General features: G+C 65.3%; 23 protein-coding genes. 9 read left to right on the top strand and 14 right to left on the bottom strand.

Annotated elements, in window-relative coordinates:
* Positions 1–7 precede the first annotated feature (7 nt).
* Positions 8–2428, bottom strand: coding sequence for an NAD-dependent DNA ligase LigA (gene ligA / locus BI347_RS04225; RefSeq protein ID WP_071115370.1), 2421 nt, complete (start codon positions 2426–2428; stop codon positions 8–10).
* Between the two features lie 59 nt (positions 2429–2487).
* Positions 2488–3681 (bottom strand): cell division protein ZipA C-terminal FtsZ-binding domain-containing protein, encoded by a 1194-nt coding sequence (locus tag BI347_RS04220; RefSeq protein ID WP_071112216.1) that lies wholly within the window; start codon positions 3679–3681, stop codon positions 2488–2490.
* A 459-nt stretch (positions 3682–4140) separates the two neighbouring features.
* Between BI347_RS04220 and BI347_RS04215 the strand changes: the two genes are divergently transcribed.
* On the top strand, positions 4141–4608 hold the full coding sequence (locus tag BI347_RS04215) for a MarR family winged helix-turn-helix transcriptional regulator (RefSeq protein WP_071112215.1): 468 nt from the start codon (positions 4141–4143) through the stop codon (positions 4606–4608).
* Positions 4609–4634: 26 nt separating this feature from the next.
* Here the strand turns inward: BI347_RS04215 and BI347_RS04210 are convergent, their stop codons facing one another.
* From BI347_RS04210 to smc, 3 genes are all read right to left on the bottom strand, one after another.
* Positions 4635–5162, bottom strand: coding sequence for an energy transducer TonB (locus tag BI347_RS04210; protein WP_158020730.1), 528 nt, complete (start codon positions 5160–5162; stop codon positions 4635–4637).
* Positions 5163–5289: 127 nt separating this feature from the next.
* A complete protein-coding gene (locus BI347_RS04205) occupies positions 5290–6669 on the bottom strand; it encodes an MFS transporter (RefSeq protein ID WP_083338692.1) in 1380 nt (459 codons plus the stop codon).
* A gap of 161 nt (positions 6670–6830) precedes the next feature.
* The gene (gene smc, locus BI347_RS04200) at positions 6831–10319 is read right to left on the bottom strand and encodes a chromosome segregation protein SMC (protein ID WP_071116336.1); all 3489 of its coding nucleotides are present in this window, start codon (positions 10317–10319) and stop codon (positions 6831–6833) included.
* 144 nt (positions 10320–10463) lie between these two features.
* Between smc and BI347_RS04195 the strand changes: the two genes are divergently transcribed.
* From BI347_RS04195 to BI347_RS04180, 4 genes are all read left to right on the top strand, one after another.
* Entirely contained in the window at positions 10464–11024 is a 561-nt protein-coding gene (locus BI347_RS04195) for a YqgE/AlgH family protein (RefSeq protein WP_071112212.1), read from the top strand.
* Positions 11017–11445, top strand: coding sequence for a Holliday junction resolvase RuvX (ruvX, locus tag BI347_RS04190; protein ID WP_071112211.1), 429 nt, complete (start codon positions 11017–11019; stop codon positions 11443–11445). The genes BI347_RS04195 and ruvX overlap by 8 nt, the downstream gene beginning before the upstream one ends.
* A 15-nt stretch (positions 11446–11460) precedes the next feature.
* The gene (locus BI347_RS04185; RefSeq protein ID WP_071115367.1) at positions 11461–11916 is read left to right on the top strand and encodes a DUF3592 domain-containing protein; all 456 of its coding nucleotides are present in this window, start codon (positions 11461–11463) and stop codon (positions 11914–11916) included.
* 110 nt (positions 11917–12026) lie between these two features.
* A complete protein-coding gene (locus tag BI347_RS04180; RefSeq protein ID WP_071115366.1) occupies positions 12027–12467 on the top strand; it encodes a hypothetical protein in 441 nt (146 codons plus the stop codon).
* 57 nt (positions 12468–12524) lie between these two features.
* Here BI347_RS04180 and ylqF read toward each other — a convergent pair whose 3' ends face one another.
* The 7 genes from ylqF to BI347_RS04145 form a co-directional block, all read right to left on the bottom strand.
* A complete protein-coding gene (gene ylqF / locus BI347_RS04175) occupies positions 12525–13460 on the bottom strand; it encodes a ribosome biogenesis GTPase YlqF (protein WP_071112208.1) in 936 nt (311 codons plus the stop codon).
* A 2-nt stretch (positions 13461–13462) separates the two neighbouring features.
* Positions 13463–13675: a DUF3820 family protein gene (locus BI347_RS04170; RefSeq protein ID WP_071112207.1), complete on the bottom strand. Its 213-nt coding sequence runs from the start codon at positions 13673–13675 to the stop codon at positions 13463–13465.
* Positions 13676–13891: 216 nt separating this feature from the next.
* The gene (locus BI347_RS04165) at positions 13892–14230 is read right to left on the bottom strand and encodes a DUF4870 family protein (RefSeq protein ID WP_071115365.1); all 339 of its coding nucleotides are present in this window, start codon (positions 14228–14230) and stop codon (positions 13892–13894) included.
* Between the two features lie 19 nt (positions 14231–14249).
* Entirely contained in the window at positions 14250–14831 is a 582-nt protein-coding gene (locus BI347_RS04160) for a hypothetical protein (RefSeq protein ID WP_071112205.1), read from the bottom strand.
* Between the two features lie 352 nt (positions 14832–15183).
* Positions 15184–16803, bottom strand: coding sequence for an electron transfer flavoprotein-ubiquinone oxidoreductase (locus BI347_RS04155; protein WP_071112223.1), 1620 nt, complete (start codon positions 16801–16803; stop codon positions 15184–15186).
* 101 nt (positions 16804–16904) lie between these two features.
* The gene (locus BI347_RS04150; protein ID WP_071112204.1) at positions 16905–18095 is read right to left on the bottom strand and encodes a CaiB/BaiF CoA transferase family protein; all 1191 of its coding nucleotides are present in this window, start codon (positions 18093–18095) and stop codon (positions 16905–16907) included.
* 164 nt (positions 18096–18259) lie between these two features.
* Positions 18260–19447, bottom strand: a complete 1188-nt coding sequence (locus tag BI347_RS04145; protein WP_071115364.1) for an acyl-CoA dehydrogenase — start codon at positions 19445–19447, stop codon at positions 18260–18262.
* A 132-nt stretch (positions 19448–19579) separates the two neighbouring features.
* Here BI347_RS04145 and BI347_RS04140 point away from each other — a divergent pair, with 132 nt between their 5' ends.
* Positions 19580–20350, top strand: coding sequence for an IclR family transcriptional regulator (locus BI347_RS04140; protein ID WP_071115363.1), 771 nt, complete (start codon positions 19580–19582; stop codon positions 20348–20350).
* 41 nt (positions 20351–20391) lie between these two features.
* Here BI347_RS04140 and BI347_RS04135 read toward each other — a convergent pair whose 3' ends face one another.
* Positions 20392–20826 (bottom strand): CBS domain-containing protein, encoded by a 435-nt coding sequence (locus BI347_RS04135; protein ID WP_071112201.1) that lies wholly within the window; start codon positions 20824–20826, stop codon positions 20392–20394.
* Positions 20827–20940: 114 nt separating this feature from the next.
* Positions 20941–21810, bottom strand: coding sequence for an acetylglutamate kinase (gene argB / locus BI347_RS04130; protein ID WP_071112200.1), 870 nt, complete (start codon positions 21808–21810; stop codon positions 20941–20943).
* Between the two features lie 178 nt (positions 21811–21988).
* Between argB and BI347_RS04125 the strand changes: the two genes are divergently transcribed.
* Genes BI347_RS04125 through BI347_RS04115 form a run of 3 tightly spaced genes read left to right on the top strand, consistent with a single transcriptional unit; the run spans position 21989 to position 26806 of the window.
* Entirely contained in the window at positions 21989–22651 is a 663-nt protein-coding gene (locus BI347_RS04125) for a TetR/AcrR family transcriptional regulator (RefSeq protein WP_071112199.1), read from the top strand.
* Complete coding sequence (locus BI347_RS04120; protein WP_071112198.1) at positions 22648–23721, top strand: efflux RND transporter periplasmic adaptor subunit; 1074 nt, start codon at positions 22648–22650, stop codon at positions 23719–23721. The genes BI347_RS04125 and BI347_RS04120 overlap by 4 nt, the downstream gene beginning before the upstream one ends.
* 7 nt (positions 23722–23728) lie before the next feature.
* Positions 23729–26806 (top strand): efflux RND transporter permease subunit, encoded by a 3078-nt coding sequence (locus tag BI347_RS04115; protein ID WP_071115362.1) that lies wholly within the window; start codon positions 23729–23731, stop codon positions 26804–26806.
* The last annotated feature ends 7 nt before the right edge of the window (positions 26807–26813 follow it).

Below are 26813 nucleotides of genomic sequence, written 5' to 3'. Positions count from 1 at the left end.
CTTCCTGTCAGTTTCCGGCCAGCAAGGCCTGCAGGCCGGCTTCGTCCAATATGGCAATGTCCAGTTCCTGCGCGCGGGCGAGCTTGCTGCCCGCCTCTTCGCCCGCCACCAGGTAATGCGTTTTCTTCGACACGCTGCCGGACACCTTGCCGCCGGCGGCTTCTATCATGGCTTTCGCCTGGTCGCGGCTCAAGGTCGGCAGCGTGCCGGTCAGCACCAGGGTCTTGCCCTCCAGCGGCAAGACCTCCGCTTCCGCCGCCTGCGGCAATGCGGCCAGCACCTCCTCGCGCAATTGCGCCAGCGCGGCCAGCGCCGCGCGCTTGTCCGGCTGGTCCAGCCAGTCGGCCAGCGCGTTGATCACCTCGGCCGGCAGTTCCAGATCCAACAGCCGGCGGCGCTCCGCGCCGGCCAACGCCGACAAGCCGGCGATCTGGCCCAGCAGTTGCTGGCTGCGGATTTCAGTCAGCCGCGGAATGCGCAGGCTGGCAAGCAGCGCGGCCTCATCCAGGCGCTCGCGCAACCTGGGCGACGGCTCGCGCTCGTCAGCCGGCCGCACCTCGCGCAGCAAGGCGTCCAGCGCTGCCTCATTGTTGGCCTCGGCAAAGAAGTCCGCCAGCGAATCCGCCACCACCGCGCCGATGTCCGGCAACGCCGCGAACAACGCCGCCGGGCAGCGGCGGATCAGCGCCATGCGGCCCAGCCAGTCGGCCAGCGTCTTGGCGGTGGACTCGCCGACATGGCGGATGCCCAGTGCGAATAGCAACCGCGAGAGCGGCGGCGCGCGGCTGGCGTCGATGGCCTCGATCAGGTTCTCCGCCCACTTGCTGGCTACCTTGCCGGCCTTCACCGTCTCCGGCGTGACGCCCTCGTCCTCGTCGGCGCGGCGCTTCATTTCCAGCAAGTCTTCCAGTTTCAGCCGGTAAAGGTCGGCCACGCCGCGCACGTAATCGTACTCGACCAGCTTGTCGATGTAGCGCTCGCCCAGGCCGTCGATGTCCATCATGCGCCGGCCGGCGAAGTGCTGGATCGCCTGGCTGCGCTGCGCGCGGCAGGACAGGCCGCCGGAACAGCGGGCGATGGCCTCGCCCTCTTCCCGCACGATGTGGCTGCCGCATACCGGGCACGCCGCCGGCAGGCTGTAGGCCGGGTAACGCGGCTCCTCCGCAGCGCTGAACAGGTCGCCGCCGGCCGCCGGCTGCATCGGCCTGCGCTCCAGCACCACCGCCGCCACCTCCGGGATCACGTCGCCGGCCCGGCGCACGATCACGGTGTCGCCGACGCGCACATCCTTGCGCCGCACCTCGTCTTCATTGTGCAAGGTGGCGTTGGTGACGGTGACGCCGCCGACGAACACCGGCCTGAGCCGCGCCACCGGGGTGATGGCGCCGGTGCGGCCCACCTGCTCCTCGATGGCCTCCACCTGGGTCAACGCCTCTTCAGCTGGAAACTTGTGGGCAATCGCCCAACGCGGCGCGCGCGAGACAAAGCCAAGCCTATCCTGCAGATCCCGGCGGTTGACCTTGTACACCACGCCGTCGATCTCGAACGGCAGGCCGGCGCGGCGCGCCATCACCGTCTCGTAATAGCCGGCCAGGCCCGATGCGCCTCGCACCACCGGACGCAGCGAAGCCTCCACCACCGGAAAACCCAGCTCGGCCAGCCAGCCCATCTCGCCCTGGTGGGTGGCCGGCCAGCCGGCGCCCGCCACCTGGGCGATGGCGTAGGCGAAGAAGGACAGGCGGCGTTGCGCGGTGATGCGCGAATCCAGTTGGCGCAGGCTGCCGGCGGCGGCGTTGCGCGGGTTGGCAAAGGCCTTGTCGCCGCGGGCGAGCTGATCGGCGTTCAGGCGCTCGAAGTCGTGCTTCAGCATCAGCACTTCGCCGCGCACCTCCAGCAACGCTGGCGGCCGCGCGTTCTCCAGCTTCAGCGGAATCGCGCGGATGGTGCGCACATTCTCGGTCACCTGCTCGCCGGTGATGCCGTCGCCGCGGGTGGCCGCGCGCGTCAGCACGCCGTTTTCATACAGCAGGGAAATGGCCAGGCCGTCGAATTTCGGCTCGGTGGCGTACTCGATATCCGTCGCGTCCAGCCCCTTGCGCACTCGCTCGTCAAACTGGGTCAACTCGGCGTGGCGTTCAGCCGGATCGTCCAGTTGCATGTCGGAAAAGGCGTTGGCCAGCGACAGCATCGGCACCGCGTGGGTGACTTGGCCGAACTCGGCCAGCGGCGCGCCGCCGACGCGGCTGGTGGGGGAGTCGTCGCGGCGCAGCTCGGGGAACGCCTCCTCCAGCTGTTGCAGCTCGCGGAACAACCGATCGTATTCGGCATCAGGCACCGTCGGCGCATCCAGCACGTAGTATTCATGGCCGTAGCGGTTGAGCAGCTCGCGCAGCTGTCCGGCGCGCAATTCGGAATGGGCTTGGGTCATCGGATATTCTCAAACGGCAAGGGCCGGCATCGCCGGCCCTTTCACAATCGGTTCTGCATTCAGGCAAACAGGCGCAAGGCGGCCACGCTGCCGGGCGCGATGCCCCTGTCGTCCATGCTGCCGTAAATATGCAGCAACTGGTCGCGGATGCGGGCGAGGCCGGCTTCGGTCAACGCCCGGCGGTTGTCATCCACCAGTTGCGCGTCGAACTCCTGCGCCAACTGCTTGGCGAAATACACGGCGCGGTCGAACACATCCACCCCGCCGGCCACGCGCGGCACGTCGAACAGCAGGGTCAGCGCCGGGAACGACTTGTCCAACAGCGTATGGAAGGTAAACGGCATCTGGTCCGCCGCCACCAGCGAATACAGCGTGTTGCCGGAATCTGCCAGGTAATGGAAGGCGCCGTCCGGCTCCAGCTGCAGGCCGGCCGCCTCGGCGAAACTGCGCAGCCGGGCACCCTCGATCGATGCCCTGGGGACGATATTGATGCCGATCAGCACATCGACATCGGCGCAGAAGCGGTCCAACTCGCGCGCCGCCACCAGCTTCTGCTGGCGCTGCGGAAAGCTCACCGCCGCGTCGTGGTCCTCGGCAAAACGCGACACCTGCTGGCAGAAGGCGGCCAGCTCCTGTTCGCTGACCGAGCCGGAGCGGTCCACCATCTGCATGCTGACATTGATCTGCTTGTAGCGGGTGCCGGGCAACGCCTCGGCTACCTTCCACAGGCCGCGCTCGGTGCGGCCTATCAATTGGGTGCGCTTGCCGACATTGAAGCGCGGCATCGCCGCCAGTTCGTGCGGCTCGTGGAACATCACTTCGGCGATGAAGTCCAGCGACGGATCCAGCATCGCCACCACCAGCGCCTGATGATCGGCGGAATCCATCGCCAGCTCCGCCTCGTCCTCTTCGTCCATCACCGGCACGTCGACGTGCTGCAGCGCCGGCTCATGGCGCGGCGCGATCTGCGGTTCCCAGGCCGGCGGCTCCATCGCCGGGATCTCGAACTGCGACGCGTCCGCGTCCTCATCCCGATCCAGCTCCTCATCGACCAGCACCGGCTCCATCCGGTCGGCCCTCACGCCGTCGCGCACATTGTTCTTGGGCACGTCCAGCAGCACATCGCCATGCGGACGCGCGAAAGCCCGGTGCGTCCGCTTGCGGAAACGCCACTCCTGAAACATGTTGAAACCGAACACCAGGGCGATCACGCCGCCGCCCAAAATCAATACACCAATCTGCAATTCGCTCATTAGCCATTCCGCATTAAGGCGAATAATCGAGGCCGACTGCCGCGCCCATGGCGATCCGGCCAGCCAGCCTCCCTCGATTCTGTCATCTTCCGACCGCGCCCGTCCGGCGGCCAGCCCGCCTGCCGCGGGCATTTCAGCATCATTATAACGAAAGCCCGCCATCTCGCGCCATTTGGCATTAGAAAAACGCTTGACAAAACCTCTGCGCAAAAACGGCGGCTCCGCCTGACAGCGGAACGGCGCGCCGCCGGCGCCCGATCAAAGCGGGTCCAGACCCTTAGACCAGCTACGGTTTTCTCCGTAACACTGTATAACGCTCAGAAAAATTCACCAGGATGAATATGACATTTCAGACAGGCGAATTTATCCGGATCGCGTGCCAGAATTGGAGATAACTCTGTCACAGGGCCGTACTAGTCTGTACAACACTGCTTAGAACAGCACGGGGACTCTTTTACGATGAAAAAATCCGATCAAGCCAGTTTCCTGCCGGTCGTGCGCGAATTGTCGCGCACCTACCAGGCCTTTGAACAGTTCGCCAGCTTCAACATCCGCCGGCTCGGACTTACACCGCCACAGTTCGACGTGGTCACCACCCTCGGCAACAGCCAGGGCATGAATTGCAAGGAACTGTCCGACCACACGCTTATCACCAAAGGCACCCTGACCGGCGTGCTCGACCGCCTGGAAGACAAGGGCATCGTCACCCGCAGCATGCAGCCCAACGACCGCCGCAGCGTGTTCGTAGCTTTGACTCCCCATGGCCAGCAATTGTTCAGCCAGGCCTTTCCCGCCCATCTGGACTACATGCACAACGCCTTCCAGCAATTCGGCGAGCAGGACCTGTCCGGCTTCTGCAACGAACTGGGTCGGCTGCGCGCCAGCTTCAGCCAGGCGCTGGAACAGCAGGAGAACGAACCAGCCTGACTCCGATCGCCGTCAGGCGCGCCACGCTATGGCTGAAAGCGCACAGGCACGGTCAATTCCGACTCGACCACTGTACCACCACGCCTGGCAGGAACGAAACGCCATCGCGCCACGGCATCCATCGCCGTCTGATCCAGACGATGGAAGCCGCTGCTACGCGCCAGCGTAACCATTAGGGCTTGGCCGTTTGCGCCGACCCTCACCCTGAGCAGCACCTCGCCCTCTTCCCCCAGCTGACGCGATCGCTCTGGGTAAGAGGGCTGCGGATTCTCCAGATAGGCCGGACCATACAGCGCCTCATGGTCGCCATCGCTCCGGCCTTCTTCTTTCTGCGCCGCGCCGGCATGCGTAGATGCCTCCACCCCTCCCGTAAGCCCGGTAGCCGGTGCCGTCGCCATTGCTGCCTGTCGCGGCGCGGTCGCCACAGGCGCTGCGGCCTTGAGCGAGCGGCGGCGCGCCGACGCCCGCGCGTCCGCCCGGCGCTCGACCCCGCCTCCAGCCGCCGCCGCGCCGCCCATATGGGCGGAACGCTCCGCCGCGTCCGACAGCGTCACCATCACCGGCGTCTCCGCGACAACCGGGAGCGAATGATGCGTCCCCCCGCACCACCAGCCGGCAATGGCCAGCGCATGCAAGCCCAGGGACAGCAAACCGGCCCGCCACATCGCGCTAATCTTCCGCTCAGCAGCGCATGGCCGCCTGGGGACGGCTGTAATGCCACCAGGCCACCGCCGTGCACAGCAGGTAAAACGCAAAGAACATGGCGAACGCCGGCAGAAAGCCGCCAAACCAGCTCAACGACGAGCCGAAAGCCTTGGGAATGACAAAGCCGCCGAAGGCCGCCATCACCGAGCTGACATTCATCGCCGACGCGCCGCGCCTGCCGCCGCGGGCATAAGCCTGCTGCAGGCTGTCGCCGCGCAGCTGCGCCTCGCGCCCGGCCAGCAGCAGAAACACCTTGGGGGCCAACTGGTAGGATGAACCGTTGCCTACCCCGGCGGCGAAGAAAATCAGCAAGAACATCGCCAGGAACCAAGCGAACTCGCCGCCGCTGCTAGCCGACGGCAGACTCAGATAAACCCCCGCGGTGCCCAGCGCCATCAGCAGATTGCTGGCCACGGTGGCGATACCGCCGCCTATCCGGTCGCCCATCCAGCCGCCCAAGGGACGCGACAAGGCGCATGCCATCGGGCCGACAAACAGATAGGGGCTGGCGTCAACCAGCGGAAACATGCTGCGCGCCAACAACGGAAAGGCGGCGGAAAAACCCAGAAACGTGCCGTAGCTGCCCATGTACAGCAGACAGATATACCAAGTGTGCCGATCACGCATCGCATCCAGCTGATCCCGCGGAGTGATGCGCAGCCTGGGCAGATCATGCGCGTACAGCAGGCAGGCTGCGGCGACGATCAGCACCAGCGGCAGCCAGACATAGGCGGCGTTCTGCAACCAGACGAAATGCACTTCGCCGCCGCGGCCCCAGACCTGCGGCTCGCCGCCATGGACGCCGAACAAGGGATAGAGAATGCACAGCGGGATCAGCAACTGCGCCACCGATACGCCCAGATTGCCGAGGCCGGCGTTGAGCCCCATCGCCAGACCCTTTTCCGACCTGGGGAAGAAAAAGCTGGTATTGGACAGATGCGAAGCGCTGGCGCCGCCGCCGATGCCGCACAAGCCGGCCACCAGCAACAGTTGCCAGAACGGCGACGCGATGTCCCGCACCACCGCGCCCACGCCGCAGGCCGGCAGCAACAGCAGCAGCGTGGAGAAGCCCAGCCACAAGCCGCCGCCCACCCAACTCCAGACCCAGGAATAGACCAAGCGCATCAGCGCGCCCACCAGCGGCGGTATCGACACCAGCAGGAACTGCTGCTGGTCGGAGATCAGGAAGCCCACCGCCGGCAGGTTGACCACCACCATGCTCCACATCATCCAGATATTGAAATTGAGATGCAGGGAGAAGGTGGACAGCCACAGATTGCGCCGGGCGATACCGCGACCCCGGCTCAGCCAGAAAATGACGTTTTCCGGTTCCCAGCGTTTGATGCTTACAGTCATGACTTCACTTCCACAATGGCAAGCGCGCGGCGGCATGCCTGCCCGCCGCGCCCGCGCGTCAGTGTTTGGTCTGCAGAATGGTTTCGATCAGGCCTATCGTGCCGGCGGCGCAGTATGCCATCCGTCCGCGCCGACCGGCTTGCGCCGCGTCAAGGGCGATGTCAGACGGCCTCGCGCATCTTCAATGCTTCGACGATGTCCACCGCCACGATGCGGCTCACTCCCTGCTCCTGCATGGTCACCCCCACCAGTTGCTCGGCCATTTCCATAGTCAGCCGGTTATGGGAAATATAGAGGAACTGGGTGCGCTCCGACATTTGCTTGACCAGATCGCAGAAGCGACTGGTATTAGCGTCGTCCAGCGGCGCGTCCACCTCGTCCAGCAGGCAGAACGGCGCCGGATTGAGCGAGAACAGCGAGAACACCAGGCTCATCGCCGTCAGCGCCTTCTCGCCGCCGGATAGCAGATGGATGGTGCTGTTCTTCTTGCCCGGCGGCTGGGCGATGATCTGCACGCCGGCATCCAGCAGATCCTCGCCGGTCAGCACCAGCTCGGCGCGGCCGCCGCCGAACAGCGTCGGGAAGAACTCGCGCATCTTGGCGTTGACCGCCTCGTAGGTTGCCTGCAACATCTCGCGGGTTTCGCCGTCGATCTTGGCGATGGCCTCTTCCAGCGTCGCCATCGCCTGGTTGAGGTCGTCGGACTGGCTGGCCAGGTATTCGCCGCGTTTCTTCGCCTCGTCCAGCTCCTGCAGCGCCGCCAGGTTGACCGCGCCCAGGCCTTCCAAGGCGCGCGCCAGGCGGGCGATCTCCGCCGCCAGCGCGTTCGGTTTCACGCCGTCGTTGAGATCGGCCAGCAGCGCCGCCTCGTCGGCCTCCGCCTGCGCCAGCTCCTCGGCGAAACGCTCCATTGCCAGCCTGGCTTCCTGATGCTTGAGCAGCCAATCGGAACGCGCCTCGCGCAGCGCCGGCAGCGCGGCATTGGCTTCCTGCTGCCGCTGCGACAACTCGCGCATTTTTTCGGTCAACTGGTTGAGCTGGTCGCGCACCGCAGCCAGCTTGCGCTCGCGGGTTTCGCGTTCGGCCAAGGCCAGCTGCAGCGCTTCTTCCGGCACCCCCTCGTCCACCACTTCGGCCTCGCCGGCCAGCGTTTCCAGCCTCTGCTGCAATTGCTCGTCGCGGTCGGACAACTCGCGGCCGCGGCGCGACAGCTCCGCCACCTTCTGCTCTGCGCTATGGAGCGCCAGCTTGATCTCGTGCAGCACCCGCTCGGCGTCGCGCGCCTTGTTGCGCGCCAGTTGCAGGCCGGTTTCGGCGTTCAGCCGGTCCAGCCTCACCTCCTCCAGCTGCAGCGCCAGTTCTTCCAAGGTCAGCGCCGCCTCCTCGCCCATCAGCTCGGCTTCGGCGATGCCTGTCTCGGCATGCGCGCGCTCCTCCGCCATCCGCCGGCGTTCGGCCTCTATCGCCGCCAGCCGCGCCGCTCCCTGGCGCGCCGCCTGGTCCAGCTTGACATGCTCAAGCGTGACGGCGTTCAGCTCCGCTTCCAGCCGGGTCAACGACCCCCTCTGGCCACGCACCGCCTCGGCCAGCATATTGCCCATGCTTTGCAGGCTGTCGCGCTTTCTCTGCAGGCTGTCCGCCTCCGGTTGCAAACCTTCGGCGCGGGCGCTGGCCTGGTCCAGCAACTGCTTGCGCGCCATCAGGCCGTCGCCGCTGACCTCGGCGTGGTAACGCACGCTGACCGCATCCACCCGGTGGCCTTCCGGCGTCAGCAGGCACTCGCCGGCGGCCAGCTCCGCCCGGCGCGCCAGCGCCGCATCCAGCGTGTCGGCCAGGTAGATGCCGGCCAGCCAGTCGGCCAGCGCGGCGTCGAACGGCGCGGGTGCCCGCACCTTGCCCAACAGGCTGGGCCAGCTGCGCTGCGGCAGCGGATTCGCCGCGCCGGCCGCGCCATCCACCACGACGAGCGCCGCCGGCGGATGTTGATCCGGCAGACCGGCGGCGCGGGCGGACAAGCGCTCGCCCAGCACCGCCTCCAGCGCGGTTTGCCATGTGGAATCAATCTGCAATGCCTGCCACAGCTGCGGCGCGTCGGCCAGCTGATGGCTTTCCAGCCAGCCTGCCAGCTGTTCGTCCGCCGCCTCGCGTTGCAGCAACGCCGCCAGCGCGGCCGCCTCGGCCTCGGCGCGCGCCAGCTCGGTGCGCTTGGCGGCCAGTTGCTGATCCAGTTTCTCCCGCTCCGCGGCGAGGTCGGCCTGCTTGGCTTCGTCCGCCACCAGCCGCGCGCGCACCGCGTCCAGCGCCGCCCGCGCCTTGTCCACGTCCAGCTTGGCGGCTTCCAGCACGCCGTGTTCCGGCAGATTCAGATCGGACAACTCGCGCGCCAACGCCGCCTCGCGGCCGGATAGCTGCTGCAGGCCGCGCTGCCAGTGTTCTATCTTTTGCCGCGACAGGTCGCGCTCGCGGGTGAGGTTGGCCTGCTGCGCCACCATCTGCGATTGCTGCTGATCCAGCGCGCGGAAGGCGGCCTCGGCGCCGGGCAGCTCGTCGGCGCCGTCCTCCAGCGCCATCTGCGCCTCCTCCTGCCGCAATTGCGCCTCTTCCAGCCGCGGCAGCCAGTCGTCCAGCTCGGCCTCCACCTGCTGGCGGTTGTCGACCAATTGCTGGCGCTCGCTGCGCGCGGCGGCCAGGTCGCGCTCCAGCCGCTGGCGGCTTTGCTCGCGGTGACGCTGCGCCTCTTCCAGCCTGGCCAATTGGGCATTGGCCTCGAACAGCTGCTGCTGCGCCTCGTGCACTGCGTCGCTGGCGGCGAAATGGCTTTCGCGCACCGTATCCTGTTCGGCCTCCAGATGGGTGGCCGCGCTTTCCAGCGCGGCTTCCTCGGTTTCTATCCGCGCCAGCTCGGCGCGGGCGTGCGCCTCGCTGCGCGCCGCCTCCTCGCGCCGCGCCAGCGCCAGCAGGTTCTGCTTGTGGGTCAGCGCGCCTTTAAGGTCGTGGTACTGGGCGGCCACCTCCGCCTGTTCGGACAGGCGCTCCACCTGGCGCTCCAGCTCCTGCTGCAAGTCGGCGATGCGCTCCAGGTTGGCGCGGGTATCGAACAGGCGGTTTTCGGTTTCGCGGCGGCGCTCCTTGTACTTGGATACGCCGGCCGCCTCTTCCAGATAGGCGCGCAGCTCTTCCGGCCGCGCCTCGATGATGCGCGAGATCATGCCCTGCTCGATCACCGCGTAGCCGCGCGCGCCGACGCCGGTGCCGAGGAACAGGTCGGTGATGTCGCGGCGGCGCACCTGCTGGTTGTTGATGTAGTAGCTGGACTCGCCCTGGCGGGTCAGCACCCGCTTGATCGCCACTTCGCTGTACTGGCCCCAGGGACCGGTCAGTTGGCCGTCGCCGTTGTCGAAAACCAGCTCCACCGAAGCGCGCGACACCGGCTTGCGGCTGGACGAGCCGTTGAAGATCACGTCCTGCATCGACTCGCCGCGCAACTGCTTGGCGGAGGATTCACCCAATACCCAGCGCACGGCGTCGATCACGTTCGACTTGCCGCAGCCGTTGGGGCCGATCACCGCCACCAGTTGCCCCGGCACCGCGATGCTGGTGGGGTCGACAAATGACTTGAAACCGGCAAGCTTGATATGGGTCAGGCGCAAGACATCCTCACTGCTCGTAGTCGAGATAGGCAAAACCGGCATTTTATCAGGCCCGCCGCGCCAGCGGTGCGGCATGGCCGCCAGCGCCGCGCCGACGCAATTTGCGCTAGCCTGGCTCCTGGCCAGTTGTGCCATAATGGCCATATGGAACCCTTATCGCTGAGCAATCATTTCCTGATCGCCATGCCCGGCATGGGCGATCCGCTGTTCGCCAAGTCGCTGGTCTACCTGTGCGAACACGGCGAACACGGCGCCATGGGCCTGATCGTCAACAAGCCGTCCGGCATCGCCATGGCGCAGCTGTTCGACCAGATCGATCTGCCGCTGGACGACGAGGACACCCGCACCGGCCTGGTCTACTTCGGCGGCCCGGTGCAGCCGGACCGCGGCTTCGTGCTGCATGCTCCAGCCGGCAACTGGCAATCCAGCCTGATGGTCACCGACGACATCGCGCTGACCACGTCCAAGGATGTGCTGGCGGCGGTGTCGGAAGGCAAGAAGCCGGAGCGGCTGCTGATCTCGCTGGGTTACGCCGGCTGGTCAGGCGGCCAGCTGGAGAAGGAAATCGCCGACAACGGCTGGCTGACGGTGCCCGCCGATCTGGCCATCGTCTTCAACCTGCCCTGCGAAGAGCGCTACGACGCCGCGATGGCGCTGCTGGGAATCGACCCCACCCTGCTGTCCTCGGAAGTCGGCCATGCCTGACGGTTGCGTACTGGCTTTTGATTTCGGCGAGCGCCGCATCGGCGTCGCCGTCGGCGACATCCTGCTCGGCATTCCCCATCCGCTGGCCACCATAGACACCGTCGTCACCGACGAACGCTTCGCCGCCATCGGCAAGCTGATCAGCGAATGGCAGCCGGCGCAGCTGGTGGTGGGCTTGCCCATGCATCAGGACGGCGTCGAACACGAGATGAGCGCGCTGTCGCGCCGCTTCGCAAACCGGCTGAAAGGCCGCTTCAACCTGCCGGTATGGCTGGTGGACGAGCGTTACACCTCGGTGATCGCCGAAAGCCTGCTGGAAGAAGCCGGCCTGCGCGGCCGCAAGCAGAAACCGGCGCTGGACCAGGTGGCCGCCCAGGCCATCCTCACCACCTGGTTCGACCACCCCGGCACCGCCGTCTGACACAAGACCTACCCCATGCTGGAAAAATGGCCGGCCTGGCTGTTGATCGCCATCGGCGTCGCCGCTTTCGCCTATCTCTGGCGACAAGCCCGACTGGCCGATGCCGCTCAAGGCTGGCCCAGCGTGGCGGGCCGGGTGGAAAGCAGCGCGCTTGACTGGCGCCAGCGCTGCGGCGGCGACAACAGCGATGCGCGCGAATACCGCGCGCTGCTTGCCTACCGTTATGAAGTGGCCGGCCAGCGCCATCTCTCGACACAGCGCCGCATCCCGGAACCAGGTTTCTCTTCCAACCAGGCCTTGGCCGAGCAAATCATCCAGCGCTATCCGGCCGGCGCGACGGTTCAGGTGTACTACAACCCCGCCCGGCCGCAACAGGCCTGCCTGGAAATCGGCGTCCACTGGAGCGTGCGCGCCGGCCAGTTGATCGCGCTGCTGTTCATCGCCGCCGGTGCCATGCTGCTGCGCGGCTGAGAAAAAATGGCGCTAAGTCTTTGTTTTGTTAGCAGCTGTTAACCACCATTGAGTCTGGCGCGCGAACTTGCCATACTGCACGGGCAGGCTTTTCCATCAAGAGGTTCGCCATGAGCATCAGCCAGACCGCACAGATTTCGCTGGCCAGCGCCGCCCTGCTCAACGGCGGCACCGTGCCGTCCCCGGTGGTGCAAAACGGCAACTCCACGCCCGCTCTCGCCGCCCAGGCGGCGCAGTTGTCGCAGGAGGCCAGCACCGTGGTGCTGCTGGGCGGCGGCGACAGCAGCGACGCCACCTACGACCCGGCCGGCCTGCTCAACAGCTTCGCCACCGCCGGCGTGTTGCAAGGCAGCGCGCTCAGTCCCAGCAGCGGCGAAAGCGCTCGGCAGAGCACCGACCAGCAAGTGCTGAACCAGACGCTGGGCAGTAGCGGCGGCGCCGCCTCCAGCCTCAACGGCAACTGGGCGACCATACTGCAGAGCAATCCGGCGCTGGCCGGACAGGCGGTCGCCGACAGCACCAACGGCAGCATCGTCGATACCATCGCCTGAGTCCGCGCCCATCCCAAACCAAAAGGCCCGGTTCTCCGGGCCTTTTGGCTTCTGGCGTCAGCGGCTACCCTGCTTGCGGCCTTCCTTTTCCTTCAGCTTCTCTTCGCGCAGGATCGCGCGCTCGGCGGCGATGACCTTGGCGCGCTTCTCCCACGCCAGCCATTCGTCCGGTCGCTCCAGCGTGATGCGGCCCACCTGGCCGTCGCGAAAGTCGGTCAGCACGATCTCCGCCGCCTTCTGCATATTGATGCGGCCGCCGGACAGCACCGCGCCGCGCTTTTTGCCTATCATTTCCAGCACCTGCCAGTCTTGCCGGCCATCCACCTCGTCCAGCTTGTAGCGGGCAGCCAGTTCCGGGGCGTAATGGGCCAGCAGATATTTCAGCAGCTCCAACGCCACCTCTTCCTCGTCCATCGCGTTGCGGCCCACCGCGCCGCTGGCCGCCAAATTGTAGCCACCCTCTTCCACTTCTATCTTCGGCCACAACATGCCGGGGGTGTCGAACAGCTCGAAGTCGTCGGCCAGGATGATGCGCTGCTCGTTCTTGGTAACGCCGGGCATATTGCCGGTCTTGGCGATCTTGCGGCTGGACATGCTGTTGATCAGCGTGGACTTGCCGACGTTAGGGATGCCGCAGATCAGCACCCGCAACGGTTTTTCCAGACCGCCGCGATTAGGCGCCAGCTCACGGCAGGCGGCCACCAGCTTTTGCGCCGGCGCGCGCTCTCCCGCATCCATGCCCATGGCCTGGGTATTGGGCTTGGCGTTGTACCAGGCCAGCCACTGCAAGGTGATAGCCGGATCGGCCAGATCCTGCTTGTTCAATATCATCAGCCGCGGCTTGCCCTTGGCCATCCGCGCCAGCATCGGGTTGGCGCTGGAGGCCGGCAGGCGAGCGTCCAAGAGCTCGATTACGACATCGATTTCTTTCAGGCGCTCGGTAATATCCTTGCGCGCCTTGTTCATATGGCCGGGAAACCATTGGATTGCCATTGTTAACGCTTTCTAATCGGGTCCAGCAGATAAGTCAGACCATTGTGGTCGAGTTCTTGCATCAGTTGCAGCAAGCGGCCGATTTCGCCCGGAGGGAAGCCTTCGCGGGCGAACCAGTTGAGATAGTTGCCCGGCAGCTCGCAAATCAGCGTACCCTTGTGCTTGCCAAAGGGCATGGCGCGGGTGGTGAGGCTTTGCAGGTCTTCGGCTTGCATGATGGCAGGTATAGATTGAGGCTGCGCATTGTGCCAAAGCCGGCCTGCGCCTGCCAGGCTTGATGTGGCGCAATATCGCAACGGGTTTCACTGGGTGCCGGCAAAGCGGCGGTTTAGCATGTCTGCACAGCAACTCAGGCCGGAGCGACGGTTCGGCCAGGTTTTTCGGTTCGCGCAGAGCCGTTTGCGGGTGCTTAGGCGCCCGCCTTTTCATTACTACGGCATCGGCCTGCGGTCATTGAAGTTCAGAAAGCCGCGCACAATGCGGTAGATGTACCAGATCCACAGCGCAAACAGCACCAGGTAGCCGACCAGGATCAGGCACAGCGCGGCGCCCACCACCGTACCCAGCAGCCACAGCCAGAAGGTCTTGATCTGCCACTCGAAATGGCTTTCGTAGAAAGTGCCGCGCACGTCGTCGCGCTTCACGTAGTTAATGATGACGCCCACCAGGCCGGTGACACCGACAAACAGGCTGACCGCCTGCAGGATGTACACCGCCAGGGTCAGATTATTCAGCTTGCGTTCGCCTTCGTCGTGCAGCTCCAGCTCCATACTCTATCTCCAGTGGGGGTTAGCAATCCAGCAATATCTCGCAACGGGCGGCCAAACCCGCGCGTGCCTGCCTGCTGGACGCGATGGCCGCGGATGCGCCGCCACCGCCGGCCGCCGCCATCCACTGCGCGCTCCAACCTTGCAGGCAAGCGATGCCGCGACCGGCCGGCAACAATACCGGCAAGGCCGGCCGCGGCTCCAGTCCGACCGCCGTCGCCCACTCCGCCGCCCGACGGTTGGCGCAGTCCAGCAGAGCCAGTTCGTCCAACCCCAGCGCCACCTGCCGCCACTGCAGCAGCAGGATGCGCGCCGCCAGCCAGTCGGCCGGTTCGGCGATGCGCGGCGGCGTGGCCTGTTGCGGCAGACCGCGCCGCAACGCCAGCAGCAACGCCAGCTGGCGGATTTCCGGCAACATGGACTCCAGCAGGCAGACGCCGCCGTCGCAGGCGGCCAGCCAGGACGACAACTGCCCGGCCGGCAGTCCGGGACGATAGGCCAGCCACTCGCCGTCAGTCACCAGAGCGACCGGGCACAGCGTCTGGCCCGCGGCTACGGCGATTTGGCTGCGGGCGAGGGAAAGGGCGTCGCGGACTTCGTTCATGGCTTGTGTCTCCGGATCTGAAACGGTGCGATCGGACCGGAGATCATTCGCTCTTTGTCGGGTCAAAAAAACAAATGCCACCGGTAACCGGCGGCATTTGTCGGGAATGTGCTCGCTGACCTCTTTGTCGTCTGGCCGAGCCTATCCCTGGCGCCGCCAGGATGGGCGGTACCAATAGGAATAGCTGTGGAACAAGACGGCAATTCGATCAGTCATGTGCAGCATGCTGCCAACGATAGCAGCTGCCGTCAAGCCATAATTCCCGCTGCCTTGATCGGCAACAGCCTGATCGGACAAGAAAAAACCGGGCCATCCGCGAAAACGGCCCGATTTTTCGGCCCTGGCGGGCGGCTTACATATTGGGGTAGTTGGGGCCGCCGCCGCCCTCCGGCGTCACCCAGTTGATGTTCTGGGTGGGGTCCTTGATGTCGCAGGTCTTGCAGTGCACGCAGTTCTGCGCATTGATCTGCAAGCGCGGCTGACCTTCGTCCTGGCCGACGATCTCGTACACTCCGGCCGGGCAATAGCGCTGCTCAGGCGCGTCGTACAGCGCCAGGTTGACGGAGACCGGCACCGAAGCGTCCTTCAGCTTCAGGTGCGCCGGCTGGTCTTCGCTGTGGTTGGCGTTGGAAATGAACACCGACGACAGGCGGTCGAAGGTCAGCACGCCGTCCGGCTTGGGATACTGGATAGGACTGAACTCGTAGGCCTGCCTCAGCGTTTCGTTGTCGGCGTGCTTGTGGCGCAGCGTCCACGGCGCGCGGCCGCGGAACAGGAAGGTGTCCAGCGCCGAATAGATGATCGCCGGCCACAGCCCCCAGCGGAACGACGGCCGGATGTTGCGCACCTTGTACAGTTCGTCGCGCACCCAGCTCTGCCGGAACTTCGCCGAATAAGCCTTGGCTTCGCCGCCCTCGGCCTGGGCCTCGTCGCCCAGCAGCTCGAACACCGCCTCCGCCGCCAGCATCGCCGACTTCATCGCGGTGTGGGTGCCCTTGATCTTGGGCACGTTGAGGAAGCCGGCGGTGTCGCCCACCAGCACGCCGCCCGGGAAGGTGAGCTTGGGCAGGCTCTGGATCCCGCCCTCGCTCAGCGCGCGCGCGCCGTAGGAAATGCGGCGCCCCCCCTCGAACACCTTCTTGATCGCCGGGTGGGTCTTGAAGCGCTGGAACTCCTCGAACGGCGACAGATAGGGGTTCTGGTAGTCCAGTCCCACCACGAAGCCCACCGCCACCAGATTGTCTTCCAAATGGTAAAGGAAGGAGCCGCCGTAAGTAGCGGTGTCCAGCGGCCAGCCGACGGTGTGGGTGATGTGGCCGGGCTGATGGTTTTCCGGCTTCACTTCCCACAATTCCTTGATGCCGAGGCCGAAGGTTTGCGGATCGGCGCCGTCGCGCAGCTTGAAGCGCTCGAACAGCGTCTTGGTCAGCGAGCCCCTACAGCCTTCGGCGAAAATGGTCTGCTTCGCCCATAGCTCCATGCCCGGCTCGCCTTCCAGCTCGCCGTTCCTGCCGGTGCCGACCGCGCCGGTGGCCACGCCCTTGACCGAGCCGTCGGCGTGGTACAGCACCTCGGCAGCGGCGAATCCCGGATAAATCTCCACGCCTAGGCTCTCGGCCTGCGCGCCCAGCCAGCGGCAGAAATTGCCCAGACTGACGATGTAGTTGCCGTGGTTGTTCATCTGCGGTGGCGTCGGCAGCTGGATGGACTCGGTCTCGGTCAGGTACAGGAAGCGGTCGGCGCCGGCCGGGGTGTTCAGCGGCGCGTCCCGTTCCTTCCAGTCGGGCAGCAGCTCGGCGAGCGCGCCGGTTTCAATCACCGCGCCCGACAGGATGTGGGCGCCGATTTCCGAGCCCTTCTCCAATAGACAGACGCTGATGTCGCGGCCCTTTTCCGCCGCCAGCTGTTTCAGACGGATCGCCGCCGACAAGCCGGAAGGCCCGCCGCCGACGATCACCACATCGTATTCCATGTATTCGCGTTGCACCGTTTCTCCTTTGCGCCCGCCGGGACTTATTGATTTGATTGACATCATGCTATGAAGCGCTGACGCCGTCAAAATCAAACAAGCGTTTAAACGGTACCACTGTTGCGCAATGCGACAATGTCCGACTCGCCATAACCCAGCGTGCGCAAAATCTGCTCAGTATGTTCTCCCAGAGCGGGAGGGGCTAGATTGTACTCGACTGGCGTGCCGGAAAGTTTGATCGGACACCCCACCAGCGGCACTTCCTGTCCGACATTATCCTCCAACGCCAGCTGCATGCCGCGCGCCTGGGCCTGCGGATCGGCGAAAGCCTCGTCCACATTGTTGATCGGCCCGCATGGCACGCCGGCCTTGTCCAGCGCGTCCAGCCAGCTGTCGCGGCTCTGGCGGCGGAAGGATTGCGCCAGCAGGGGCACCAGCTGCGCGCGGTGGGCGACCCGCTGCGGATTGGTGGCGTAGCGGCTGTCGCGCGCCCATTGCGGCTGGCCGATCAACCGGCACACTTCGGCGAACTGCTTGTCGTTGCCGCAGGCCAGGATGAAGTAGCCGTCGGTTGCGGCGAACACTTGGTAGGGTACGATATTGGCGTGGGCATTGCCCAGCCGCGGCGGCACCGTCTGGCCAACCAGCCAGTTGGAGCCAACATTGGCCAGCATCGCCAGCGAGCAATCGAACAGGGCCATGTCGATATGCTGGCCAGCGCCGCTCTTCTCCCGCGCCAGCAGCGCCGCCTGGATGGCGTTGGCGGCGTAGAGGCCGGTGAACAGGTCGGACACCGCCACCCCCACCTTGTGCGGTTCGCCGTCGGCCGGGCCGGTGATGCTCATCAAGCCGGACATGCCCTGCACGATGTAGTCGTAGCCGGCCAAATTGGCGTAGGGGCCGTCCTGGCCGAAGCCGGTGATCGAGCAATACACCAGCCGCGGATTGAGCTTGGCCAGCGTTGCGTAGTCCAAGCCGTGCTTCTTCAGGCCGCCTACCTTGTAGTTCTCCAGCAGCACGTCGGCCTCGGCCGCCAATTTGCGGATGATCTCCTGGCCGGCGCTCTGGCTGATGTCCACCGTCAGCGAACGCTTGCCGCGGTTGGTGCACAGGAAATAGGCGGCCTTGCCGTCCGGCAGGCTGGGCGGCGCCCACTGCCGGGTGTCGTCGCCGCAGCCGGGACGCTCCACCTTGACCACATCGGCGCCCAGATCGGCCAGCAGCTGGCTGGCCCACGGCCCGGCCAGCACCCGGCTCAGATCCACCACCTTGATACCCGCTAATGCTCCGGACATCGCGTTCTCCTTTTCTGGCCAGCGAAATTCAATGATTCGGCTTCGCGCCCGCCAGGGCGCCTCCCGCCGCTGCCCGCCGCAAAAAAAAGTGGCCCGGCAAGCCGGGCCCCCAAAGGACAGACAGGAATCAACGGCGCGGCCGGCCCTCCGGCCACGCCGGCTTATCAGGCAAACGCCTGAATACCGGTCTGGGCTCGGCCCAGAATCAGGGCATGCACATCGTGCGTGCCCTCGTAAGTGTTGACCGCCTCCAGATTCATCACGTGGCGGATCACATGGAATTCGTCGCAGATGCCGTTGCCGCCGTGCATGTCGCGCGCCAGGCGGGCGATATCCAGCGCCTTGCCGCAATTGTTGCGCTTGATCAGCGAGATCATTTCCGGCGCCGCCTTGCCCTCGTCCAGCAGCCGGCCCACCCGCAGCGCGGCCTGCAGGCCGAGCGCGATGTCGGTTTGCATATTGGCCAGCTTCAGTTGGATCAGCTGATTGGCGGCCAGCGGACGGCCGAACTGCTCGCGCTCCAGCGTGTACTGGCGGGCGGCGTGCCAGCAAAACTCGGCGGCGCCCAGCGCGCCCCAGGCGATGCCGTAGCGCGCCTTGTTCAGGCAGCCGAACGGTCCCTTCAGGCCCTTGACGCCCGGCAGCAGCTGCTCCTCCGGCACCAGCACGTCGTCCATCACGATCTCGCCGGTGATGGAGGCGCGCAAGGAAAACTTGCCATGGATGGCCGGCGCCGACAGGCCGCTCATGCCCTTCTCCAGGATGAAACCGCGGATCTCGTCGTCATCATCCTTGGCCCACACCACGAATACATCGGCGGCCGGGCTGTTGGTGATCCACATCTTGCTGCCAGACAGCAGATAGCCGCCGTCCACCCTGCGGGCGCGGGTTTTCATGCTGGCCGGATCGGAGCCGGAGTCGGGCTCGGTCAGGCCGAAACAGCCCAACCATTCGCCGCTGGCGAGCTTGGGCAGGTATTTGTCCTTTTGCGCGTCGGAACCGTAGGCCCAGATCGGGTGCATCACCAGACTGGACTGCACGCTCATCGCCGAGCGGTAGCCTGAGTCCACCCGCTCCACTTCGCGCGCCACCAGGCCGTAGGCCACATGGCTCAGGCCGGCGCAGCCATAGCCTTCTATCGTGCAGCCGAGGAAACCCAGCTCGCCCATCTCGTTGATGATCTCGCGGTCGAAACGCTCCTCGCGATTGGCCATCAGCACCCGCGGCAACAAACGCTGCTGGCAGTAGTCTTGCGCGCTCTGCTGAGCCAGCCGCTCCTCGTCGGTCAACTGATCCAGCAGCAACAGGGGATCTTCCCAGACGAAGGGGGCGCGCTGCGAGGGTGCTGCCATATGCTTTCTCCCGATTAATTCCGCATTGCGGAATTGAATTTCACCATGCAAAATAGACTAAACACTCTGCCCCGGGCTTGTAAAGCGATTTACCCGTCATGTGGCAAAACCGTTGTCGTGATGAGGAACAAGATGCAACAGGAAGAAGACCGGCAATTCGTCACCGCGCTGGCGCGCGGCCTGGAAATGCTGGCGGCGTTCCGCCCCGGCGAGGGCGCGCTGTCCAACCAGGAACTGGCACGCCGCACCGGCCTGCCCAAGTCCACGGTGTCGCGGCTGAGCCATACGTTGACGCGACTGGGCTATCTGCAACAGGAGGGCGATGGCGGCCCATACCGGCTGGGCCTGGCCCTGCTGTCACTGGGGTCGGCGGCGCTGGCCGGCTACGATCTGCGCGCGGCGGCGGCGCCCTTGATGCGGGAATTCGCGCTGGCCAACAATGTGTCGGTCAGCCTGGCGCTGTGCGATGGCAGCGACATGGTGTATCTGGAAACCTGCCGCAGCCGGTCCCGGGTGTCAGTGCAGCTGTCCACCGGATCGCGGGTGCCGCTAGCCACCACCGCGATAGGCCGCGCCTACTTCGCCGGCCTGCCTTGCGCCGAACAACAGGCCTTGCTGCCGCGGCTGGCCGGACGTTACGGCGTGGAATGGCCACAGCTGGAACATCGACTGGAGCAGGCCTGCGCCGATTACCGCTGTCACGGCTACTCGGCGTCTTTCGGCGAGTATGAGGCGGATGTGATGGCGGTGGGCACGCACCTGCCGGCGCTGCTGCCGGGCCAGCCGGCGATGGCGCTCAACGCCAGCGGGCCGGCCTTCGCCTTCGACGCCGCCGCCATGCGCGCACAGGTAGCGCCGGCGCTGCTGGCGCTGCGCCAACGTATCGTGCCGATACCAGCCTGAGCCGATGAAAAACTGCGGCCCGCATTGGCGGGCCGTGGAGTTCAGGCGGACTGGATGTAATGCACCAGGTGGTTGATCACCTGCGCCTGCTCGTCTATCGTCGCCCGCACCAGATCGCCGATCGACAGCATGCCCAGCACCGTCTGCCCCTCCATCACCGGCAGATGGCGGATGCGCTTTTCAGTCATCAGGCCCATGCAGTCCTCCAGCGTCTCCTGCGGCGTCACGTACACCACCCGGCTGGTCATGATGTCGCGCACCTTGGTGCCGGCCGAGGTGCGGCCCTGCAACACGATGCGGCGGGCGTAGTCGCGTTCGGAAAAAATGCCGACGATATCGCCCGACTCCATCACCAGCACCGCGCCGATATCGTTTTCCGCCATCACCTGCAGCGCCTGGAACACGGTATTGTCTGGACTGACGTACACCAGCGCCCGCACCGGCTTGCCGTCCAGCAGTTGTCTTACGGTTTGCATATTATCTCCCCTTATCGCCTGTGGTACCGCCGCGCGCCGGCCTGCCATCCTGCCGCGCGCAACGGTATGCCATAACTATAGATCACCGCCATGACCGGCTCCACAGGGGAAAGGTCAGGCGCGGATCATGGTACCTACGCCGGCGGCGGTGAGGATTTCCAGCAGCAGCGCGTGCTTGACGCGGCCGTCGATGATGTGGACCGCGCTCACGCCGTTCTTGGCCGCGTCCAGCGCGGAGCTGATCTTGGGCAGCATGCCGCCGGAGATGGTGCCGTCGGCAAACAGCTCGTCGATGCGCTGCGCGGTGAGTCCAGTCAACAACTGGCCCTTCTTGTCCAGCACTCCCGGGGTGTTGGTCATCAGCACCAGCTTTTCCGCCTTCAGCGTTTCCGCCAGCTTGCCGGCCACCAGATCGGCGTTGATGTTGTAGGCCTCGCCGTCGGCGCCCACGCCTATCGGCGCCACCACTGGGATGAAGTCCTGGCTGTCCAGCAAAGACACCAGCGCCGGATCGATCTGCTCGATCTCGCCCACCTGGCCGATATCGATTTCCTCCTCGTTGTCGGACTTGAGGAACAGCTTGCGCGCGCGGATGAAGTGGCCATCCTTGCCGGTGAGGCCGACCGCCTTGCCGCCGTGCTTGTTGATCAGCGACACGATTTCCTTGTTGACCAGGCCGCCCAGCACCATTTCCACCACGTCCATGGTTTCCTGGTCGGTGACGCGCATGCCCTGGATGAACTCGCCCTGCTTGCCGACGCGCGCCAGCAGGTCGTTGATCTGCGGGCCGCCGCCGTGCACCACCACCGGGTTCATGCCCACCAGCTTGAGCAGCACCACGTCCTTGGCGAAGCCCTCTTTCAGCGCGTCGTCGGTCATGGCGTTGCCGCCGTACTTGATCACGATGGTCTTGCCGGCGAACTGGCGGATGTAAGGCAGCGCCTCGGCCAGGATGTTCGCCTTATCGGCTGCGTCGATTGCCACTTTCTCTCTCCTTGTAGCGGGGCTCGTTTCCCCAGCGTTTAACGGCTGGGCGGCGATTCGGATTACGGTGTTGCATTTTAATCACCCAGCTTGCTGAACAGTAATTTATTAATTGCCGACACCTGTCCAAAAGACATACAGTGCCGACATTACTGAACCAATATTCAGAAAGAGCTTGATGACGGAAACCGGCACCAGCCGTTGGCAGCGCAAGAAAGACGCCCGCCCCGGCGAAATCCTCGACGCGGCACTGACCTTGTTCGTCGACAAAGGCTACCGCGCCACCAAGATGGAAGACATCGCCCAAGCGGCCGGCGTCACCAAGGGCACCCCCTATCTGTACTTCCACAGCAAGGAAGAAATCTTCAAGGCGGTGGTGCGCGCCACCATCGTCGCGCGCTTCCAGGAAATGCGGCAACAGCTGGAGCTACTGCCGGGTAGCTCCAGCCAGCTGCTGGCGCTGGCGCTGGACGACTGGTGGCTGCATATCGGCTCCACCCGCTCCGCCGGCCTGTGCAAGCTGATGGTGGCCGAAGCCGCCAATTTCCCCGAGCTGGCGCAGTTCTACTACGAGGAGGTGATCCGGCCGGCGCGCCAGCTGATCGGCCTCATCGTGCAGCGCGGCGTCGCCAGCGGCGAATACCGTCCGGTCAACATCGAGCATGCCGCCGACACGCTGATCGCGCCGATGCTGACCACCATGATCCTCGGCCACTCCTTCGCCCAGGTGTCCGGCTGCTGCGACACGCTGGCCGCCGACCCGCTGGCTTTTCTCAAATCGTCGCTGCAGCTGATTCTGCAAGGACTGCATCAGTCCGCCGCAATGGAACCGCAATCATGAAGCATCCCGCCGCCCGCCTCTGGCTGGCCCTACTGGGGACACTGGCCCTCAGCGCCTGCCAGGACAAGCCCGCCCCGCAGCAAGACATCCGCCCGGTGCGCTACGTTATCGCCGGCGGCAGCGCCGCGCCAAGCGGCGACAGCTACGCCGGCGAAATCCGCCCCCGCCACGAAACCCAGCTGGCCTTCCGCGTGGCCGGCAAGGTGGTGGCCAAGCTGGTCAACAGCGGCGAGCACGTCAAGAAGGGCCAGCCGCTGGCCCGGCTGGATCCCGGCGACTACCAGCTCGATCTGGCGGCCAAGCAGGCGCAACTGGCGGCGGCCGAATCCGATCTCGCCCAGCAGCAGCTCAATCTGAAGCGCTACCGCGAGCTGTTGGCCAAGGCCTTCATCAGCCAGGCCCAGGTGGACGCGCAGCAGAACGGTGTCGCCGCCGCCCGCGCCAAGGTGGACCAGGCGCGCGCCGGCCTGGCCTCCAGCCGCAACCAGACCGACTACACCACGCTCGCCGCCGACGCCGACGGCGTGGTCAGCCAGATGCAGGCCGAGCCCGGCATGGTGGTGGCGGCCGGCCAGCCGGTGGCCAAGTTGTCGCAGGACGGCGCGCGCGAAGTGGCGATCCAGGTGCCGGAAAACGCGCTGGAGCAGGTGCGCCGCGCCGGCGGCTTCCAGATCAGCCTGTGGAAGGGCGGCGCGCCGCTGCCAGGCGCACTGCGCGAGCTGGCAGCGGACGCCGACCCCGCCACCCGCACTTACCCGGCCCGCATCGCGCTGTCCGGCGACAGCCACGCGCTTCAGCTGGGCATGACCGCCAATGTGCGCATCCCCGGCCACGCGGTCGGCCAGGCGTTGAGCCTGCCCTTGACCGCGGTGCTGGATCTGCAAGGCAAGCACTACGTCTGGCTGATCGATCCACGAAGCCTGCGCGTCAGCCGCAAGCCGGTCAGCGTCGGCACCGTCGACAACGACAGCATCGCCATCGCCGACGGCGTGCGTCCCGGCGACAAGGTAGTGACCGCCGGCGTGCACCTGCTGCGCGAGCAGCAGCGCGTCAAGCTGCTGGCCCAGTAAGGAAGGCATGATGAAGAAACTCAATCTTTCCGAATGGGCGTTGCAGCACCAGGCACTGGTGCGCTACCTGATGGTGGTGCTGATGCTGGCCGGCGCCTGGGCCTACACCCAGCTGGGACAGAAGGAAGACCCGGAATTCACCTTCAAGGCGATGCTGGTGCAAGCCCAATGGCCGGGCGCCACCACCGAGCAGATGGAACAGCAGGTCACCGACAAGCTGGAGGAAAAACTGCAGGAGATGGGCGAGATAGACTACGTGCAAAGCTACACCAAGCCAGGCGAAAGCCTGCTGGTGCTATCGCTGCGCGAAGACGTGCCGCCCAAAAACGTGCCGCAGCTGTGGTACCAGGTGCGCAAGAAGCTGGGCGACATCGCCTACACCCTGCCCGCCGGGACCCAGGGACCGTTCTTCAACGACGAGTTCGGCGACACCTTCGGCAACATCTACGCCTTCAGCGGCGACGGCTTCAGCTACGAGGATCTGCGGCGCTACGTCGAGGCCGCCAAGCAGGAGCTGCTGCGGGTGCCCGACGTGGCCAAGGTGCAGGTGCTGGGCAAGCAGGAACAGCGCATCTATGTCGACCTCGCCAGCGCCAAGCTGGCCAGCCTGGGCCTGGATACCCGCGCCATCTGGCAGGCGCTGCAGCAGCAGAACGCGATGACGCCGGCCGGCACCTTTGAAACCGCGTCCGACCGCATCTGGGTGCGCCCCAGCGGCAAATACGATTCGGTGGCGGCGGTGGCCGCCACGCCGGTCAGCGTGGCCGGCAAATCTTTCCGGCTGGGCGACATCGCCAGCGTCAAGCGCGGCTATATCGATCCGCCCGCCACCAGCGTGCGCTTCAACGGCAAGCCGGTGCTGGCGCTGGCCATCAGCATGAAAAGCGGCGGCGACGTGCTGAAACTGGGCAACAACCTGGACCTCGCCGTCGGCAACATCAAGAGCAAGCTGCCGCTGGGGGTGGAGATCCACGCGGTGTCCGACCAACCCAAGGTGGTAAAAGACGCGGTCGGCGAATTCATGCGCTCGCTGCTGGAGGCGGTGGTGATCGTGCTGGCGGTCAGCTTCTTCAGCCTGGGCCTGCGCACCGGGGTGGTGGTGGCGCTGTCCATTCCGCTGGTGCTGGCGATGACCTTCCTGGCGATGTACTTCTTCAACATCGACCTGCAGCGCATCTCGCTGGGGTCGTTGATCATCGCGCTGGGCCTCTTGGTGGACGATGCCATCATCGCGGTGGAAATGATGTCGCTGAAGCTGGAGCAAGGCTGGAACAAGTTCCAGGCCGCCACCTACGCCTACACCAGCACCGCTTTTCCAATGCTGACCGGCACCCTGATCACCGCTGCCACCTTCCTGCCGGTGGGGCTGGCCAAATCGATGGCCGGCGAATATGTGTTCAGCCTGTTCGCGGTGGTCGGCATCGCGCTGGTGCTGTCATGGATAGTGGCGGTGGTGTTCACCCCCTATCTGGGCTACAAGCTGTTGCCCAGCCATGCCCATCATGAAGCGCACGATGTCTACCAGAAACCGTTCTATCAACGCTTCCGCGCGCTGCTGACATGGTGTCTGGACCACCGCAAGACGGTGATTGCCGCCACGCTGGCCGCCTTCGCGCTATCGCTGATCGCCTTCCGCCTGCTGGTGGCGCAGCAGTTCTTCCCCTCGTCCAACCGGCCGGAGCTGATGGTGGACATGTGGCTGCCGCGCGGCGCCAGCTACCAGGCCACGCTGCAGCAAGTGGAAAAGATGGAACAACTGGCGCGCGCCGACAGCAATGTCCTCAGCGTCACCAGCTATGTTGGCAGCGGCAGTCCGCGCTTCTACCTGCCGCTGGACCAGCAGCAGCAGCACACCAACTACGCGCAGTTGATGGTGATGACGCGCGACGAGCATGTGCGCGAAACCGTCAAGGCCAGGCTGGAGAAGATTTTCGACAATGACTTCCCGCTGGTTCGCGGCCGCGTCATCCGGCTGGAAAACGGCCCGCCGGTGGGCTATCCGGTGCAGTTCCGCGTGATGGGGCCAGACCACGATGAAGTGCGCAAAATCGCCGAACAGGTGGAGAAACTGCTGCGCAGCCATCCGTCCACGCTACACGTCAATCAGAACTGGGGCGAACAGGCCAAAGCGCTGCGGATAGACATCGACCAGGACAAGGCCGCCGCGCTGGGTCTGTCGTCGCAACAATTGTCGCAACAGCTGCAGATGCTGATCTCCGGCAGCGCGGTCAGCCAGTACCGCGAAGGCAACCAGAGCATAGCCATCGTCGCCCGTCTCAATCCGGAAGAGCGCAACAACGTCGCCGGTCTAGGCAATCTGATGCTGCAAACCGCCAGCGGCCGCTTCGTGCCGGTTTCACAGATCGGCCATATCGACTACCAGCCGGAAGAAGGCATCATCTGGCGCCGAAACCGTCTGCCGGCCATCACCGTTAGCGCCGACGTGACCGATGGCGTGCAGGGCGCGGACGTCTCCACCCAGCTGTCGCCGAAAATGGCCGCGCTGGAGAAAACGCTGCCATTGGGCTACCACATCGAGGCCGGCGGCACGCTGGAATCCAGCGGTAAATCGCAAAAGGCCATCGCCGCGGTGGCGCCGTTGATGATTGTTGCAGTTCTGACACTCCTGATGCTGCAGTTGCAGAGCTTCCAGCGCACGCTGATGGTGGTGCTCACCGCGCCGCTGGGCATGATAGGCGTAACCCTTACGCTGATTGCCTTCCAAGCGCCTTTCGGCTTCGTGGCGATGCTGGGGGTGATCGCGCTGTCCGGCATGATCATGCGCAATTCAGTGATCCTGGTGGACCAGATCGAGCACGACATCGCCGAGGGCATAGACCACTTCGAGGCCATCATCGGTTCCACTGTGCGGCGCTTTCGGCCCATAATGCTGACAGCATTGGCCGCCATTCTGGCGATGATCCCGCTGACCCGCAGCACCTTTTGGGGACCGATGGCGGTGGCCATCATGGGCGGCCTGTTGGTGGCCACAGTCCTGACGCTGCTGTTCCTGCCGGCGCTGTACGCCCAATGGTTCGGCGTGAGGCGCGATGAGCAGCAAGAAGCGATTCCACAGCAAAAATAACGAGCAC

The sequence above is a fragment of the Chromobacterium sphagni genome (assembly GCF_001855575.1).
In the GTDB taxonomy this organism is placed as follows: domain Bacteria; phylum Pseudomonadota; class Gammaproteobacteria; order Burkholderiales; family Chromobacteriaceae; genus Chromobacterium; species Chromobacterium sphagni.
This window is presented reverse-complemented; position numbering and strand designations above follow the sequence as displayed.